The organism is Siccirubricoccus sp. G192 (genome assembly GCF_019084075.1).
GTDB lineage: Bacteria > Pseudomonadota > Alphaproteobacteria > Acetobacterales > Acetobacteraceae > G192.
The window spans coordinates 3704570-3721050 of the sequence record NZ_JAHREN010000001.1; the positions used below are offsets into that span (position 1 = coordinate 3704570).

Genomic DNA, 16481 nt, shown 5'->3' on the forward strand with positions numbered 1-16481 from the left:
CCCTGACATGGCCTCCGCGGCTGCCGACAAGGCAGCGATCCGGGCGGAGGCGCTGCGCCTCGGCTTCGACACGGTGGGCTTCACCGAAGCGCATCTGCCGGAGGAGGTGCGCGCGCGGCTGGATGGATTCCTCGCCGCGGGCATGCAGGGCGGGATGGGCTGGATGGCGAATCGCGCCGCGCAGCGCGCGCATCCGCGGGCGCTCTGGCCCGAGGCGGTGAGCGTGATCTCCCTCGGCCTCTCCTATGCGCCGGAGGGGGACCCGCTAGCGGTGCTGGCGCGGCGCGACCGCGCAGGCATCAGCGTCTATGCTCAGAACCGCGACTACCACGACCTGGTGAAGAAGCGGCTGAAGACCCTCGCGCGCTGGATGGTGGCGCGCTGGCAAGGCAGCGAGCTGAAGGTCTTCGTCGATACCGCGCCGGTGATGGAGAAGCCGCTGGCGCAGCGGGCCGGGCTCGGCTGGCAGGGCAAGCACACCAACCTGGTGTCCCGCAGCCATGGTTCCTGGCTGTTCCTCGGCGAGATCTTCTGTACCTTGCCGCTGCCGGCCGATGAGGCGGAGGCGGACCATTGCGGGAATTGCCGGCGCTGCCTGACGGCCTGCCCGACCGATGCCTTCCCGGCGCCCTACCGGCTGGATGCGCGGCGCTGCATCAGCTATCTCACCATCGAGCACAAGGGGCCAATCCCGGAGGAATTCCGCGCGGCGCTCGGCAACCGCATCTATGGCTGCGACGATTGCCTGGCCGTCTGCCCCTGGAACAAATTCGCCCGCGCGCATAGCGAGCCCGCCTTCGCGCCAAGGGCCGAGTTAAACGCGCCGAGACTGGCAGAACTGGCCGCGCTGGACGATGCCGGGTTCCGCGCCCTGTTCAGCGGCAGCCCGATCAAGCGCATCGGGCGGGACCGTTTCGTGCGGAACGTGCTGATGGCAATTGGTAATTCGGGCGATGCCACGCTCCGGCCGGTGGCGCAGGGCCTGGCCGAGGATGCGGACCCGGTGGTGGCAGAGGCGGCGCGATGGGCGGCAGCCCGGCTGGAAGCGGCATGAGCGAAGCCGCCCTCGTGCTGTTCAGCGGCGGCCAGGATTCCGCCACCTGCCTGGCCTGGGCGCTGGACCGCTTTGCCCGGGTCGAGACCATCGGCTTCGACTATGGCCAGCGGCATCGGGTGGAACTCGAATGCCGTGCCGGCTTTCGCGCCCGCATCCTGCATGACCACCCGGCTTGGACGCCCCGGCTCGGCGAGGACCATATCCTCGCGCTCGATGCGCTGCGCGCTGTTTCCGACAGCGCGCTGACGCGGGAGGTGGCGATCGAGATGGGTGCGAATGGCCTGCCCAATACCTTCGTTCCCGGCCGCAACCTGGTCTTCCTGACCTTCGCCGCGGCGCTGGCCTATCGCCGGGGGCTCCGGCACATCATCGGCGGCATGTGCGAGACGGATTATTCCGGCTATCCGGATTGCCGCGACGACACCCTGAAGGCCCTGCAGGTGGCGCTCAACCTCGGCATGGATCATCGCTTCGTGCTGCACACGCCGCTGATGTGGCTGGACAAAGCCGCCACTTGGCGCCTTGCGGAAAGCCTGGGCGGCACGGCACTGGTCTCGGCCATCATCGAGGATACACATAGCTGCTATCTGGGCGACCGCAGCCAGCGCCACCCTTGGGGATTCGGCTGCGGCACCTGCCCGGCCTGCGACCTCAGGCGCCGCGGCTGGGATGCCTGGCAGGCCGGCGCGGCCGAGGAGGGACACGCATGACGGATACGGCCACCCGCCGGCGGACCGAGGGCTTCCTGTTCCTTATAGGCTTCGGCCTCTGCATTCCGATGGCCAATTGGCTGATCGGCAATGCCGGCACGGTCTGCGTGCCGGAGGGCCCCTGCCTCATCCCGGTGGCGCCGGGCCTCATGGCGCCCTCCGGCGTGCTGATGGTGGGTCTGGCGCTGGTGCTGCGGGACCTGGTGCAGCGGCGCCTCGGCCTCGGCTGGGCGGTGGGCGCGATCCTGGCGGGCGCGGTGCTGTCCTGGTGGCTGGCGCCGCCCGCGCTGGTGATTGCGTCCACCCTGGCATTCCTGCTCAGCGAGGTGGCGGATCTTGCCGTCTATACGCCCCTGCAACGTCGCGGACTGCTGGCGGCGGTGGCGGCGAGCAGCCTGGTCGGGCTGGTGGTGGACAGCCTGGTATTCCTCTGGCTCGCCTTCGGCAGCCTGGATTACCTGCCGGGCCAGGTGGCGGGCAAGCTCTGGATGGTGCTCGCGGCGCTGCCGCTGGTGCACTGGCTGCGCCGACGGGATGCCAGGCTGGGGCTGGCCTGAGCGGCCGCCTTGCGGGTCAACCGGCCTTTGGTGCTTCCAGGGTCACGATCTCCGTCCCTTCCTCGACACTGTCACCCACGGCGCAGCCGAGATGCGTCACCACGCCATCGGCGGGCGCGGTGATGCGGAGCTCCGTCTTCATCGCCTCCAGCACTGCCAGCACCTGGCCGCGGCTGACCGTCTCGCCCTGGCGGACCAGAAGCTGCACGACGCGGCCGGGGATGGGCGCGGCGAGGCGCCCCTCCACCACGGCATCGCCACCTGGCGGCGCATAGGGATCGGCCAGGTGCAGCGTCCAGCCGGCGCCGTCCAGCGAGACCTGCACCGCATCGCCATCCCGCAACACCGGCACGCGGCGGGCCACGCCATCCAGCACCAGATGCAGCACGCCATCCTCCAGGCGATGGCCGGCGAGGCTGGCGCTGGCGCCCGCCACCTCCAGCCGCCAGCCGCCCGCGAGATGCGCAAGCCGCAGGCGATGCGCCTCCGTCCCATCGCGCAGTGCCAGCACCCGCGTGCCGCCGCCTTGCAGGCGCCAGCCATCGCGGCGGTCCCAGGGGGAATAAGGATCGCCTGGCGCCGGTGCGGCGAGCGGGGCCAGCAGCACCTCCAGCGCCGTGGCGGCAAGCGCGGGCAGCGGCGCGGGGCGCGGTTCCGGCCGGAGATCGGCCACGAAGCGCGCGGCGAAGCCGGTATCAAGCTCCGCCGCCGCCATGGCCGGATGAGCGACCAACCGTTGCAGGAAGCCGAGATTGCTGGTGATGCCGGCGATACGGCACTTCGCCAGCGCCGCGCCAAGCCGCGCCAGCGCCGCCGGCCGGTCCGGGCCCCAGGCCACCAGCTTGGCGATCATCGGGTCATAGAAAGGCGTGATCGCATCGCCCTGCCGTACGCCGCTTTCGATGCGGAGATCGGGCGCGGCCTCCGGCAGGTGGAAGTGGCGCAGCGGGCCGGTGGAGGGCCGGAACTCCTTCGCCGGATCTTCCGCGTAAAGCCGCACCTCCACCGAATGGCCCCGCGGCGGTGGCGCTTCGGGAAGCGGCAGGGGTTCGCCGGCAGCGACGCGCAACTGCCACTCCACCAGGTCGAGGTCGGTAACCATCTCCGTCACCGGATGCTCGACCTGCAACCGCGTGTTCATTTCCATGAAGAAGGCATCCTTGCCCTCCACAATGAACTCCACCGTGCCGGCGCTGACATAGCCGACCGCCCGCGCGGCCGCGATGGCGGCCTCATGCAGCCGGGCGCGCAGTGCAGGTGGCAGGTCGGGCGCCGGCGCTTCCTCCAGCACCTTCTGGTGGCGGCGCTGCACGGAACAGTCGCGCGTGTGCAGATGGATGGTGCGGCCATGCCTATCGGCGAAGACCTGCACCTCCACATGGCGGGGGCGTTGCAGGTAGCGCTCCAGCAGTACGCGGTCATCGCCGAAGGCCGCTTTGGCCTCGCGGCGGGCGCCGGCGAGTTGCGCCGCGAAATCCTCGGCGCGCAGCACCGGCCGCATGCCCTTGCCCCCGCCGCCGGCACTGGCCTTGATGAGCACGGGGAAGCCGATGCGTGCGGCCTGTTCGGCGAGATGCGCCTCGCTTTGTTCCTCGCCGTGATAGCCAGGGACGACCGGCACCCCGGCTCGCTCCATGATCGCCTTGCTCTCCGCCTTGTTGCCCATGGCGCGAATGGCAGCAGGTGGCGGGCCGATGAAGGCAATGCCGGCATCGAGGCAGGCTTCCGCGAAATCGGCATTCTCGGAAAGGAAACCATAACCGGGATGAATCGCCTCTGCCCCGGAGGCACGCGCCGCCTCCAGGATGCGGTCCATGCGGAGGTAGCTGTCGGCAGCGCGGGCCGGGCCGATGGGATAGGCCGCATCGGCCATCTGCACATGCAAGGAATTCGCATCCGCCTCCGAGAAGACGGCGATGCTGCGGAGGCCGAGCCGGCGGGCGGTGCGGATAATGCGGCAGGCGATCTCGCCGCGATTGGCGACAAGGATGGTGCGGAACATCCGGCCTACATCCTGAACAGGCCGAAGCGCGTCGGCGCGATCGGCGCATTGAGCGCGGCGGAAAGCGCCAGGCCGAGCGTGTCCCGCGTCATGGCGGGGTCGATGATGCCGTCATCCCAAAGCCGGGCGGTGGCGTAATAGGGATCGCCCTGGGCTTCGTACTGGGCGCGGATCGGTGCCTTGAACTCTTCCTCGTCCTGTGGCGGCCAGCTTCCCCCCCCGCGCCTCGATATTGTCGCGCCGGACGGTGGCCAGCACGCTGGCAGCCTGCTCCCCGCCCATCACGCTGATGCGGCTGTTCGGCCAGGTGAAGAGGAAGCGCGGCGAATAGGCGCGGCCGCACATGCCGTAATTGCCGGCGCCGAAGCTGCCGCCGATGATGACGGTGAATTCCGGGACGCTGGTGGTGGCGACGGCAGTAACCAGCTTGGCGCCGTCCTTGGCGATGCCGCCCGTTTCGTATTTGCGCCCCACCATGAAGCCGGCGATGTTCTGCAGGAACAGCAGCGGCACGCCGCGCTGGCTGCACAACTCCACGAAATGCGCGCCCTTCAGGGCGGATTCCGAGAAGAGGATGCCGTTGTTGGCCAGGATGCCGACCGGGTAGCCCCAGATGCGGGCGAAGCCGCAAACCAGGGTGGCGCCGTAGCGATGCTTGAACTCGTCGAATTCGCTGCCGTCCACCAACCGTGCGATCACTTCGCGCACGTCATAGGGCTGGCGGACATCCTGCGGGATGATGCCGTGCAGTTCCTGCGGGTCGTAGCGCGGCGGCAGCGGTGCGCGCAGGTCGAGCGATGCATGCTTCACGCTGTTGACGGTGCCAAGGATGCGCCGCGCGATGCCCAGGGCATGCATGTCATCCGCCGCAAAATGGTCCGCGACGCCCGAGAGGCGCGTGTGGACATCGGCGCCGCCGAGATCCTCGGCCGTCACCACCTCGCCTGTCGCGGCCTTCACCAGCGGTGGGCCGGCCAGGAAGATGGTGCCCTGGTTGCGGACGATGATCGCCTCGTCGCACATGGCCGGCACATAGGCACCGCCGGCCGTGCAACTTCCCATCACCACCGCGACCTGCGGGATGCCCAGCGCCGACATATTGGCCTGATTGAAGAAGATGCGGCCGAAATGGTCGCGGTCCGGGAAGATCTCGTCCTGGTTCGGCAGGTTGGCGCCGCCGCTGTCGACCAGGTAGATGCAGGGCAGCCGGTTCGCCTCCGCCACCTCCTGCGCTCGCAAATGCTTCTTCACCGTGATCGGGAAATAGGTGCCGCCTTTCACCGTCGCGTCATTCGCAACGATGACGCATTCCCGCCCCGCGACGCGGCCGACGCCGGTGATGAGGCCGCCCGCCGGCACCTCGCCATCATGCATCCCGAAACCGGCCAGCGGCGACAGTTCGAGGAAGGGCGAGCCCGGGTCGAGCAGCCGCTCCACCCGTTCCCGCGGCAGCAGCTTGCCGCGCGACAGGTGCCGCTGCCGGCTGGGCTCCGGGCCACCCTGTGCCGCCACTGCGCTGCGCTCCGCAAGCTGCGCCAGTTGCGCACGCATGGCCGCGGCATTGGCACGGAATTCCGCGCCGCGGCTTTCTATGCTGGATTGCAGGATGCTCACGCTGTTTCCCTGAACAATTCGCGCCCTATCAGCATGCGCCGGATCTCGCTGGTGCCGGCGCCGATCTCATAGAGCTTGGCATCGCGCAGCAGCCGGCCCGTCGGCGTCTCGTTGATATAGCCCATGCCGCCCAGGATCTGGATGGCATCGAGCGCGATCTTCGTCGCCGCCTCGGCCGCGTAGAGGATGGCGCCGGCCGCGTCCTTGCGCGTGGTCTGGCCGCGGTCGCAGGCCCGCGCTACTGCGTAAACATAGGCGCGGCAGGCATTGAGCGCGGTGTACATGTCGGCCACCTTGCCCTGGATGAGCTGGAACTCGCCGATCGGCTGGCCGAATTGCCGCCGCTCATGGATATAGGGCATCACGATATCCAGCGCCGCCTGCATGATGCCGAGCGGGCCGGCCGCCAGCACCGCGCGTTCGTAGTCGAGGCCCGACATCAGCACGCGGACGCCCTCGTTCACCTGGCCCAGCACATTCTCGGCCGGCACCTCGCAATCCTCGAAGACCAATTCGGAGGTAGGGCTGCCGCGCATGCCGAGCTTGTCAAGTTTCTGCGCGGGCCGGAATCCCTTGAAGCCACCCTCCACGATGAAGGCGGTGATGCCGCGCGGCCCGGCATCGGGCTCGGTCTTGGCATAGACCACCAGCGTCTCCGCATAATGCGCATTGGTGATCCAGAGCTTGGTTCCGTTCAGCACATAGCGGTCGCCGCGCCGGTCGGCGCGCAGCCGCATGGAGACGACGTCGGACCCCGCCCCTGCCTCGCTCATCGCCAGCGCGCCGAGATGCTCGCCGCTGACCAGCTTCGGCAGGTAGCGGCGTTTCTGCTCCTCCGTCCCATTGCGGCGGATCTGGTTGACGCAGAGATTGGAATGCGCGCCATAGGACAGGCCCACCGAGGCGCTGGCGCGGCTGATTTCCTCCATCGCCACGCAATGCGCCAGGTAGCCCATGCCAGCGCCGCCCCATTCCTCCCCGACCGTGATGCCATGCAGCCCGAGGGCGCCCATCTCCGGCCAGAGGTGGCGCGGGAACTCATCCGTGCGATCGATCTCGGCAGCGATGGGCGCCACGCGCGCGGCGGCGAAGTCCCGGACGCTGTCGCGCAGCATGTCGATCTCCTCGCCGAGGCCGAAATCGAGGCCGGGGGTCTCCGTGTTCGAGGCCATCTATACCCTCCCCGCTCCGGGGTCCGCCGGCGGAACATCCGCCTCCCCGCCGGGCTTGCCAAGCCTTTGCCGGATGTCACGCCGAATCACCTTGCCGGTAGCCGTGAGCGGCAGCGTATCGGCGAAATGCACCTCTCGCGGATAGGCATGGGCCGCGAGCCGGGTCCGCACGAAATCCTGGATCTCCTGCGCCAATGCCGGGCCAGGCACCACGCCCGCGGCCGCCACGATGACGGCAGCGACCCGCTCCGCCCGCAGCGCATCCGGCAGCCCGACCACGGCAGCCATGGCGACGGCCGGATGGCGCAACAGGCAATCCTCGATCTCGCCCGGTCCGATGCGGTAGCCGGCGGAGTTGATGACATCGTCATCGCGGCCGATGAAGCGGAAATATCCTTCCTCGTCCTGCGCGCCCTGGTCGCCGGTCAGCAGCCAGTCACCGATGAATTTGGCCGCCGTTGCCTCCGGGTTGTTCCAATAGCCGAGGAACATCACTGGGTCCGGCCGGCGGATCGCAATGGTGCCGGGGCCGCCGGGCGGCAGCGGATTGCCGGTCGCATCCACCACGGCAACCGCATGTCCGGGAACCGCGCGCCCCATGCAGCCGGGCTTCACCGGCATGATGGAGGCGCAATTGGCGACGACCAGGTTGCATTCGGTCTGGCCATAGAACTCATTGATGGCGCAGCCGAAGGCGGCGCGGCCCCATTCCAGCAACTCCTCGCCCAGCGTCTCGCCGCCGCTGCCGATGGAGCGCAGCCGCTGCCCGAAACGCGCCGGGTCCGGCACCGCGCGCAGCATCTTCAGCGCGGTCGGCGGCAGGAAGGCGTTGCGCACGCCATGCTCCGCCATCAGGCGAAAGGCGACTTCCGGATCGAATTTGGTCATGCGATGCGCCAGCACCGGCACGCCATGATGCAGGCTGGGCAGCAGCACATCCAGCAGCCCGCCAATCCAGGCCCAGTCCGCCGGGGTCCAGAACAGGTCTCCCGGCTTGGGAAACAGGTCCTGCGGCATCTCCACGCCCGGCAGATGGCCGAGCAGCACCCGATGCGCGTGCAGCGCGCCCTTGGGGCTGCCCGTGGTGCCGGAGGTGTAGATGATCAGGGCCGGATCATCCGCCGCCGTATCCTCCGGCGTGAAGGCATCGCTGGCACGTGCCATCTCGGCCGCAAGGTCCAGCGCCCCCCTGCCCCGGACCATCCACCGTGCAGACCAGGCGCAGCGCTGGCAATCCGGCGCGGATGGCATCGAGCTTCGACAGCCCCACCGCATCCGTCACCAGTGCCGCCGCGCCGCTATCCCGCAGGCGGAATTCCAGGGCCTGCTCGCCGAACAACTGGAACAGCGGCACCGCGATGGCGCCGAGCTTATAGGCGGCGAAATGCGCCACCGCTGCCTCCGGCACCTGCGGCAGCAGCACGGCGATCCGGTCGCCCCGCACGATGCCATGCGCCCGCAGCGTATTGGCCAGGCGATTGGACCTCGCGCGCAACTCATCAAAGCTGATCCGCTCCAGCCCACCATGCGCGCGCAGATGCAGCAGCGCCAACCTGCCGCTGCCATCGGCCCAGCGGTCGCAGGCATCGGCCGCGATGTTGTAGCGCGGCGGGATGCGCCAGCGGAATGCACGCTCGATAGCCTCGTAGTTGTCACCCTGTGGCAGCATGGCTTACAACCAACGCTTCCGGCGCTTGTAGGATTTCAGGTTGCGGAAGCTCTTGCGGTCGGCGCCATGGCCGCCGAGGTAGAACTCCTTCACATCCTCATTCGTGGACAGCGCCTCCGCCGTGCCGTCCAGGACCACCTTTCCCTGCTCCATGACATAGGCATAGGAGGCAACAGAGAGCGCCATGCGGGCATTCTGCTCGACCAGCAGGATGGTGATGCCAAGCTGCTCGTTCAGCCGGCGGATGATGCCGAAAACCTCGCGCACCAGCAGCGGCGAGAGACCCATGGAGGGTTCGTCCATCAGGATCAGCTTCGGCCGCGCCATCAACGCCCGGCCGATCGCCAGCATCTGCTGCTCGCCACCCGAGAGATAGCCGGCAAGCCCGGTGCGTTCCTTGAGGCGTGGGAAGAACGAATAGACCATCTCGATATCGCGCTTCACCTCAGCATCGCGCCGCGTGAAGGCCCCGAGGCGGAGGTTTTCCAGCGAGGTCATGTCGGCGATGATGCGCCGCCCCTCCATCACCTGGAAGATGCCGCGGCGGACGATGAGATGCGGGTCGATGCCGTCGATCCGCTCACCTGCGAAGCGGATGTCGCCGCGGGTGACTTCCCCCTCCTCGGTCTTCAGCAGGCCGGAGATCGCCTTCAGCGTGGTGGATTTGCCCGCCCCATTGGCGCCGAGCAGTGCCACGATCCTGCCCTGCGGCACCTCCAGCGAGAGGCCGCGCAGGACCAGGATGACGTCGTTGTAGACTACCTCGATATTGTTGACCTGCAGCAATGCCGGCTGCGTCGCCGGGGTTGCCCCCGGCGACGTGCTCGCCATCACCTCCGGCGCGGCGCTCATGCGCCTACCAGCCCAGCAGTTCGCGCTTGCGCTCAAGCTCGATGGTCGTCACCGGCTCCAGCCGCATGGTGCCGGCCTGCATCAGCTCGCCGATGCTGCCCTGGCTGGTATCGCCATTCACCCGAGCGCGATAGAGCATTATGCGCATGGTGCCGCGATGGTCCTCGGCGGTGAAAGTGGATGGCGCGCAGACCCCGTCGAAGCCCCGCGGCACCCAGTCCTTGCGGGCATAGAAGCCATCCCGGATCCGCACGCCGGTCACCTCGCCGCCATTCGCAGCCGCCGTCTCCATGGCCTCCACCATCAGCATGGCGGCGCAGGCGCCGGCCAGGTAGTGCACCGGCCGATAGGTGGTGCCGGACTGGTCGGAGACGCGGCTGATCTGCTGCATCGTCTCCATCCCCGGCGCCTGCTGGCCCCAGACGGTCGAGGTGCGGACCGGGAAGACCACGCCATTCGCCGCGGCTCCGGCGGCCTTCATGGCATTCTCGTCCATGCCCCAGACATTGCCGAGGAACTGCACGTTCACCCCCGCCGTCTGGCAGGCCCGCAGCACCGAGATATTCGACCCCGCGGTATTGCCGAGATAGGCGTAATTGGCCCCCTGGTTGCGCAGGGTCAGGCATTGCGCGGTGTAGTCGCCCGGCGTCAGCGCGAAGACGATAGCCGGCAGCACCTCGAAGCCGAGTTCGCGCGCCAGGGTCTCGCCCGCCTCCTTCGGCGAATTCGGATAGGGGTGGTTGGCGCCCATATGGACGTATTTCGGCCGGCCCTGCTGGCCTCGCGCCTTCCAGTCATCCGCCGCCCAGCGCAGCATGCCGCGCAGCGCGTCTGAATAGGAGGGGCCGTAGAAGAAGTTGAAGGGCGTCGCCTCGACGCCCTGGCGCCCGCTGCGGCCCGCGGCATCCGTCAGCGCCGCCGAGTAGGAGCCGGAAATATAGGGGATACGGTCGCGGGTGACGAAACGGACCAGCGCCTCGGTATCCGCGGTGCCCCAGCCCTGGATAGCCACCACCCGGTCGCGGCTCCAGGCCTGGTACTGGCTGACGGCGCGCGGCGCCTGGTAGCCATAGTCGAAGCCCAGCACATTCAGCAGCCGGCCGTTGATGCCGTTGCGGGCGCTGTTCACCCAGGCCAGCGTATCCGCCACGCCCTGGCCATAGGGCAGGCCGACATCCGAGGTGGCGCCGGAATTATCCATCAGGTGCCCGACCGGGATGCGCTGCTGCGCCGCCGCCGGCAGGGCCAGGGCCAGCGCCGCTGCCAGTCCAAGGATTGTCCGCCGCATCTTCATTCTTGCCTCCCGTCGATTCGTTCAATGCGAATAGGGGTAGAGTTTCCAATAGGCGCGGATCAGGCGCCAGCGCCGCGCCAGCCCGTCCGGCTCGAAGACGAGGAACAGGATGATGGCGGCACCAATCACCATCTCGCGCAGGAAGCTGATGGAGGCGCCGAGCCGCAGCGCCCGGTCGATGGCGCCGCCCGCGAGCGCATCGGCCGCCATCTGCACCGCCTCCGGCAGCAGCACCATGAAGGCCGCCCCCATCAGGCTGCCCATGACGCTGCCGAGGCCGCCGATGATGACCATGCCGAGGAACTGGATGGAGAAGAGAATATTGAAGGCCTCGACGCTCACGAACAGCAGGTAATGGGCATAGAGCGCGCCGCCGATGCCGGCATAGAAGCTGGCGATGCCGAAGCTCAGCGTGCGGTAATAGGCTAGGTTGATGCCCATCATCTCGGCGCTGAGGTAATGGTCGCGCACCGCCACCAGCGCGCGCCCGTCCCGGGTTCGCATGAGGTTCGCGGCACCGACGAACATCACCACGACATAAGCGAGGACCACGTAGAAATAGCTTTCCTCGCGGTCCGCCACCCAGCCGAACAACTCGAAGGGTTCGGTGATGCGGCCGGCGACGCCGCCGGTGAACCACCTGGCCCTGGCGAAGAAATCCTCCAGGATGAATTGCGCGGCAAGGGTCGCAATGGCGAGATACAGCCCCTTCAGCCGCGCCGCCGGCAGGCCGAAGACCATGCCGACCGCGGTGGTCATCAGCCCCGCCAGCGGGATGCAGAGCGCCACCGGGATATGCGCGGATTCATGCAGCCAGGCGCTGGCGAAGGCACCGAAGCCGAAGAAGGCCGCATGGCCGATGCTGATCTGCCCGGTGAAGCCGACCAGGATATTGAGCCCAAGCGCGGCGATGGCCGAGAAGCCGATGGTGATCAGCAGCCCCAGCTCGTAGCGCCCAAGCACCAGCGGCGCCAGGCAGAGCAGGGCAAGCCCGAGCCAGACCGCGTAGCGGCTGCCCCGCGTCGGGAAGATGGTCATGTCCTCCCGATAGGTGCTGCGGTAGTCGCCGGCCGGGGTCATGGCGGTCATCGGTTCAGACCCGCTCGATGTTGCGGGTGCCGAACAGCCCATAGGGCTTGACCAGCAGGATCAGGATGAGGGCGTAGAAGGGCGCGATGGTGTACATGTTGCCCCAGTTCAGCCATTCCGCGTCGATGTATTGCGCCCAATTCTCCAGCACGCCGACGATCAGCCCGCCGAGCACGGCGCCGATGATGCTGTCGAGCCCGCCCAGGATCACCGCCGGGAACACCTTGATCCCGTAGAAGGACAGCGCCGAGGAAACGCCGTTCACCACTCCCACCACCACGCCCGCGACCGAGGACACCACCGCCGAGATCGCCCAGGACATCGCGAAGACCTTCGGCACCGAAATGCCCAGCGATTGCGCCACCTGCTGGTCGAAGGCCGTCGCCCGCATCGCCAGCCCGTGCTTCGAGACGCTGAAGAACCAGGCGAAGCCCGCCATGATGAGCACGGAGATGCCGAGGCTCAGCAGATAGACCGTCTGCACCTCCAGCCCGAGCAGGTTCACCCGCTCCACCGGGAAGATCGGCGGGAAGGGCTTGGCGAAGACGCCGAAGATCCACTTCATCAGCGCCTGGAAGAAGATGCCGAGGCCGATCGTCGCCATGATGACGCTGATCACCGGCTCCCCGATCAGCGGCCGCAGCACCACCACCTGCAGGATCATGCCGAAGAGCGTCATGAAGGCCAGGGTGACGAGGAATCCGGCCCAGAAGGGCAGTTGCCAGTCCGTCAGCAGCCACCAGCAGACCCAGGCGCCCACCAGCAGGAATTCGCCCTGCGCGAAATTCACCACCTGGCTGGCCTTGTAGATCAGCACGAAGCTCATCGCGACGACGCCATAGAGCGCGCCGACGATCAGCCCGTTCAGCGTGAGCTGCAGCAGCAGCGACCAGTCCATGCGTCCTACTCCGCCGCCATGGGAAGCGCCGCGCCCTCGCCCATCGTCACGACCGTCAGCGTGGTGCGGATGCGCTGCTTCGTGCCGTCCTGGAAGGCGATGGTGGTATCCACCGGGATCCTCCGGTCGCCGCGATAGATCGCCTCGATGATGTCGCCGTATTTCCGCCCGATCACCCCGCGGCGCACCTTGCGGGTGCGGGTGAGCTCATCGTCGTCGGCGTCCAGTTCCTTGTAGAGCAGCACGAAGTTGCGGATGCGCTGTGGCTCAGGCAGGGTTGCGTTCACCTTGCCAACCTCCGTCCGCAGCAATTCCAGCACCTGGTCCCTCGCCGAGAGATCGGTATAGGTGGTGAAGGCGATGCGGTTGCGCTCCGCCCATTTGCTGACGATCGGGAACCGGATGCAGATCATGGCGGCCAGATGCGGGCGGCCATCGCCGAGCACCACCGCCTCCGCCACATAGGGCGAGAATTTCAGCTTGTTCTCGATATACTGCGGCGAGAACCGGTCGCCACGGCTGGTGGTGGCGATGTCCTTGATGCGGTCGATCACCACCAGATGCCCCGCCTTGTCGAAATAGCCGGCATCCCCGGTATGCAGCCAGCCCTCGCGCAGATCGGCGGCCTCGGCCAGGCCGAGATAGCCGGAGAACATGTTGGGGTGGCGGGTCACGATCTCGCCGACGCCATTATGGTCCGGCTCGTGGATGCGCATCTCGATCGTCTCGTCGAAAGCCACGCCCACCGTGTCGAAATCCACATCACCCGGCCGGTGCACCGTATAGGCGCCCAGCAATTCGGTCTGGCCATAGAGCTGCCGCAGCGGCACGCCCATCGCCATAAAGAAGCGGAAGGTGTCCGGCCCGAGCGCCGCACCGCCGGTCGCCGCCGAGGTCAGCCTGGTGAAGCCGAGCCGGTCCCGCAGCGCGCGGAACAGCAACTGGTCCGCCAGCGCCGAGCGCCCGCCGCGGTCCAGCGCCTCCAGCCCGAGGCGCATCCCGAGATCGAACATGCGGCGCTTGAGCGGCGAGGCATCCATGACGCGGGCGCGCACATCCGCCGCCAGCGCCTCCCAGACGCGTGGCGCGAAGAGCACGAATGTGGGGCCGATCTCCCGGAAATCGGCCATCATCGTCTCCGGCTCCTCGACGAAATTGATCTTCATCCGGGCGATCAGGCCCCAACCGAGGGCGTAGATCTGCTCCATGATCCAGGGCAGCGGCAGGACCGAGACGTATTCATCCTCCGGCCCCTTGGGATCGGCCTTCAGGTAGCTCTCGCAATGGCGAATCAGCGCACCGCCAGTGAGCATCGCCAGCTTCGGTCGCGCCGTGGTGCCGGAAGTGGTGCAGAGGATCGCCACCTCCTCGCCCCGCGTCGCCTCGACCAGCCCGGCCCAGGCGCCGGGGTCCGCCTGATGCGCCGCCTCCCCGCGCTGCACCAACTCAGAGGCGGGCAGCAGGCGCGGATCGGCGTATTTCCGCATGCCGCGCGGGTCGGAATAGATGATGTGCCGCAGCCCCGGCACGCGACCCGAGATATTGAGCAGCTTGTCCACCTGCTCCTCATCCTCGGCAAACACCGCTTTCGTGCCGCTATGCTCCAGCAGATAGGCCACCTCGTCGTCCAGCGCGTCGCGATAGATGCCAAGCGACCGCGCGCCGATGGCATGCGCCGCGATCTCGCCCATCACCCAATCGGGCCGGTTGTCGCCGATCAGCCCCACCACGTCGCCGATGCCGAGGCCGAGCGCGCGAAGTCCCAGGGCGAAGGCCCGGCTTCTTGCCTCGTATTCCGCCCAGGTGATGCTGCGCCAGATACCGAATTCCTTCTCCCGCAACGCCACTTCACCGCCATGCAGGCGCGCGTTGCGGAGCAGCAGCTTCGGCAGCGTGTCAGCCAAGTCGCTCATGTCGGCACTGCCTCCTGCGCTTCCGGCACCGCCTCATCGGACTCGCCGAGATAGGCGCGCCGCACATGCTCATCGGCCAGCACCTGGTCCGGCGTGCCCGCGGCGATGCGGCGGCCGAAATCCAGCACCATGACCCGGTTCGAGATGTCCATGACCACGCCCATGTCGTGCTCGATCATCAGCACGGTCATGCCCCATTCCTCGTTGAGGTCGAGGATGAAGCGGGCCATGTCCTCCTTTTCCTCGAGGTTCATCCCCGCCATCGGCTCGTCGAGCAGGATCAGCTTCGGCTTCAGCGCCACGGCACGGGCAAGTTCAACGCGCTTCCGCAGGCCATAGGGCAGCGTCCCAGCCACCGCCTTGCGGACATGCTGGATTTCCAGGAAGTCGATGATCTCCTCGACCTCCCGTCGATGCGCGATCTCCTCCCGCGCGGCGCCACCCACCCACCAGAGCATGCCGGGCAGGAAGCCGCGGTGCAGCAGGTGGTGGCGGCCCACCATGATGTTGTCGAGCACGGTCATGTGCCCGAACAGCGCCAGGTTCTGGAAGGTGCGGCCGATGCCGATGGCGGCGCGGCGGCTGGTGCGCAGCCGGGTGATGTCCTGGCCCTCGAAGCGGATCTGCCCCTCGGTCGGCCGGTAGCGCCCGGAGATGCAATTCACCATGGAGGTCTTGCCGGCGCCGTTCGGGCCGATGATGGAGAAGATCTCGCCCTGCCGGACCTGGAAGGAGACATCGGTCAGGGCGCGCACGCCACCGAAGCGCAGCGACACCCCCACGGCTTCCAGCATCGGCACCGCTTCCGCCACCCGGACCTTCTCCCCGTTTCGTACGGCTCCCGCCGTATTCGTAACATGTTGCCCCAGTCTATGCGCCGGGAATCCGCAATGGGGTCACACCCTGAGGCGCAAGGCCAAGGGTGGATCATCGGTGGCCAGGGCATCAAGGCCAAGCGCCAGGGCCTGTTGGATTGTCGCCGCGTCATTCGCGCCCCAGGCGCTGGCGCCGAGCCCGGCCTCCCGCAGCGCCGCCACGACCGCCGCATCGCATTCGTTGATCGGCAGACCAAGCTCCTCCGCCCCGCAGGCATGGCAGAGCGCGGTGGCGCCGGCCGTGCCCATGCCGCGCCAGGGCTTCGCCTCCAGCAGCAGCACCAGCCGGGCAAGGCCGCCGGTGGCGGCCGCCTCCGCCACCGTCAGCGGCTGGAAGCTCATCAGCACGGTCCGGCCGCGCATCCCGGCGGCATCCAGCACTGCGAGGCAGCGCGGCACGATGCCGGGATAGAGCCGGCCCGCCGTATCCGCCTTGACCTCCAGCCGCAGCACCCGGCCCGCCTCGCGGACCATCGCCGCCACCTCGGCAAGGCTCGGCACCCCCTCCCCGCCCGTGCCGCGCAGCCGCACCTGCCGCAATTCCGCGAGGGTCCGGCCGCGCACGGGGCCGGTTGTGTCCGTGGTGCGGTCGAGCGTGGCGTCGTGGATCACCACCACCTTGTCATCGGCCGAGAGATGCACATCCAGTTCAAGCTGCTCCGCCGGCAGGGCGAGGGCCTGGCGGAAAGCCATCCGGCTATTCTCAGGCCAGAGGAAGGCGCCGCCGCGATGGCTGGCGATCTCGGTGCGGGGCATGGCGATTCCTGCGGTTCCGGCCC

The 16481-nt window shown here is 68.1% G+C and carries 12 protein-coding genes and 2 pseudogenes; 3 read left to right on the forward strand and 11 right to left on the reverse strand.

Annotated elements, in window-relative coordinates; all coding sequences use genetic code 11:
• The first annotated feature begins 7 nt into the window (after window positions 1–7).
• The 3 genes from queG to KSF81_RS17870 are packed head-to-tail and all read left to right on the forward strand — an operon-like array spanning window position 8 to window position 2324.
• Window positions 8–1054: a tRNA epoxyqueuosine(34) reductase QueG gene (gene queG / locus KSF81_RS17860; RefSeq protein ID WP_217380114.1), complete on the forward strand. Its 1047-nt coding sequence runs from the start codon at window positions 8–10 to the stop codon at window positions 1052–1054.
• On the forward strand, window positions 1051–1767 hold the full coding sequence (gene queC, locus KSF81_RS17865) for a 7-cyano-7-deazaguanine synthase QueC (protein WP_217380115.1): 717 nt from the start codon (window positions 1051–1053) through the stop codon (window positions 1765–1767). The genes queG and queC overlap by 4 nt, the downstream gene beginning before the upstream one ends.
• Window positions 1764–2324, forward strand: coding sequence for a VUT family protein (locus KSF81_RS17870; protein WP_217380116.1), 561 nt, complete (start codon window positions 1764–1766; stop codon window positions 2322–2324). The genes queC and KSF81_RS17870 overlap by 4 nt, the downstream gene beginning before the upstream one ends.
• A gap of 16 nt (window positions 2325–2340) precedes the next feature.
• Here KSF81_RS17870 and KSF81_RS17875 read toward each other — a convergent pair whose 3' ends face one another.
• The 11 genes and pseudogenes from KSF81_RS17875 to KSF81_RS17925 form a co-directional block, all read right to left on the reverse strand.
• Window positions 2341–4326: a biotin carboxylase N-terminal domain-containing protein gene (locus KSF81_RS17875; RefSeq protein ID WP_217380117.1), complete on the reverse strand. Its 1986-nt coding sequence runs from the start codon at window positions 4324–4326 to the stop codon at window positions 2341–2343.
• A gap of 5 nt (window positions 4327–4331) precedes the next feature.
• A pseudogene (locus KSF81_RS17880) lies at window positions 4332–5940 on the reverse strand (carboxyl transferase domain-containing protein).
• Complete coding sequence (locus KSF81_RS17885; RefSeq protein WP_217380118.1) at window positions 5937–7112, reverse strand: isovaleryl-CoA dehydrogenase; 1176 nt, start codon at window positions 7110–7112, stop codon at window positions 5937–5939. The pseudogene KSF81_RS17880 and the gene KSF81_RS17885 overlap by 4 nt, the downstream one beginning before the upstream one ends.
• Window positions 7113–8781: pseudogene (locus tag KSF81_RS17890) on the reverse strand (acyl-CoA synthetase).
• A 3-nt stretch (window positions 8782–8784) separates the two neighbouring features.
• Window positions 8785–9612 carry an ABC transporter ATP-binding protein gene (locus tag KSF81_RS17895; RefSeq protein ID WP_254454112.1) on the reverse strand — a complete coding sequence of 276 codons (828 nt, stop codon included), beginning with the start codon at window positions 9610–9612 and terminating at the stop codon, window positions 8785–8787.
• Window positions 9613–9637: 25 nt separating this feature from the next.
• Complete coding sequence (locus KSF81_RS17900; RefSeq protein WP_309139604.1) at window positions 9638–10921, reverse strand: ABC transporter substrate-binding protein; 1284 nt, start codon at window positions 10919–10921, stop codon at window positions 9638–9640.
• A gap of 27 nt (window positions 10922–10948) precedes the next feature.
• Window positions 10949–12016, reverse strand: coding sequence for a branched-chain amino acid ABC transporter permease (locus tag KSF81_RS17905; RefSeq protein WP_217380121.1), 1068 nt, complete (start codon window positions 12014–12016; stop codon window positions 10949–10951).
• 4 nt (window positions 12017–12020) lie between these two features.
• Window positions 12021–12914 (reverse strand): branched-chain amino acid ABC transporter permease, encoded by an 894-nt coding sequence (locus tag KSF81_RS17910; protein ID WP_217380122.1) that lies wholly within the window; start codon window positions 12912–12914, stop codon window positions 12021–12023.
• 5 nt (window positions 12915–12919) lie between these two features.
• A complete protein-coding gene (locus KSF81_RS17915; RefSeq protein ID WP_217380123.1) occupies window positions 12920–14827 on the reverse strand; it encodes a long-chain fatty acid--CoA ligase in 1908 nt (635 codons plus the stop codon).
• On the reverse strand, window positions 14824–15621 hold the full coding sequence (locus KSF81_RS17920) for an ABC transporter ATP-binding protein (protein WP_217381753.1): 798 nt from the start codon (window positions 15619–15621) through the stop codon (window positions 14824–14826). Before KSF81_RS17920 ends, KSF81_RS17915 begins: the two co-directional genes overlap by 4 nt.
• A 102-nt stretch (window positions 15622–15723) precedes the next feature.
• Window positions 15724–16458: a glycerophosphodiester phosphodiesterase family protein gene (locus KSF81_RS17925; RefSeq protein WP_217380124.1), complete on the reverse strand. Its 735-nt coding sequence runs from the start codon at window positions 16456–16458 to the stop codon at window positions 15724–15726.
• Between the last annotated feature and the right edge of the window lie 23 nt (window positions 16459–16481).

What these genes read in the sequence shown, in the direction of transcription:
- queG (WP_217380114.1), top strand. Translation starts at nt 8, where the DNA reads ATGGCCTCCGCGGCTGCCGACAAGGCAGCGATCCGGGCGGAGGCGCTG.
- queC (WP_217380115.1), top strand. Translation starts at nt 1,051, where the DNA reads ATGAGCGAAGCCGCCCTCGTGCTGTTCAGCGGCGGCCAGGATTCCGCC.
- KSF81_RS17870 (WP_217380116.1), top strand. Translation starts at nt 1,764, where the DNA reads ATGACGGATACGGCCACCCGCCGGCGGACCGAGGGCTTCCTGTTCCTT.
- KSF81_RS17875 (WP_217380117.1), bottom strand. Translation starts at nt 4,326, where the DNA reads ATGTTCCGCACCATCCTTGTCGCCAATCGCGGCGAGATCGCCTGCCGC.
- KSF81_RS17885 (WP_217380118.1), bottom strand. Translation starts at nt 7,112, where the DNA reads ATGGCCTCGAACACGGAGACCCCCGGCCTCGATTTCGGCCTCGGCGAG.
- KSF81_RS17895 (WP_254454112.1), bottom strand. Translation starts at nt 9,612, where the DNA reads ATGGCGAGCACGTCGCCGGGGGCAACCCCGGCGACGCAGCCGGCATTG.
- KSF81_RS17900 (WP_309139604.1), bottom strand. Translation starts at nt 10,921, where the DNA reads ATGCGGCGGACAATCCTTGGACTGGCAGCGGCGCTGGCCCTGGCCCTG.
- KSF81_RS17905 (WP_217380121.1), bottom strand. Translation starts at nt 12,016, where the DNA reads ATGACCGCCATGACCCCGGCCGGCGACTACCGCAGCACCTATCGGGAG.
- KSF81_RS17910 (WP_217380122.1), bottom strand. Translation starts at nt 12,914, where the DNA reads ATGGACTGGTCGCTGCTGCTGCAGCTCACGCTGAACGGGCTGATCGTC.
- KSF81_RS17915 (WP_217380123.1), bottom strand. Translation starts at nt 14,827, where the DNA reads ATGAGCGACTTGGCTGACACGCTGCCGAAGCTGCTGCTCCGCAACGCG.
- KSF81_RS17920 (WP_217381753.1), bottom strand. Translation starts at nt 15,621, where the DNA reads ATGCTGGAAGCCGTGGGGGTGTCGCTGCGCTTCGGTGGCGTGCGCGCC.
- KSF81_RS17925 (WP_217380124.1), bottom strand. Translation starts at nt 16,458, where the DNA reads ATGCCCCGCACCGAGATCGCCAGCCATCGCGGCGGCGCCTTCCTCTGG.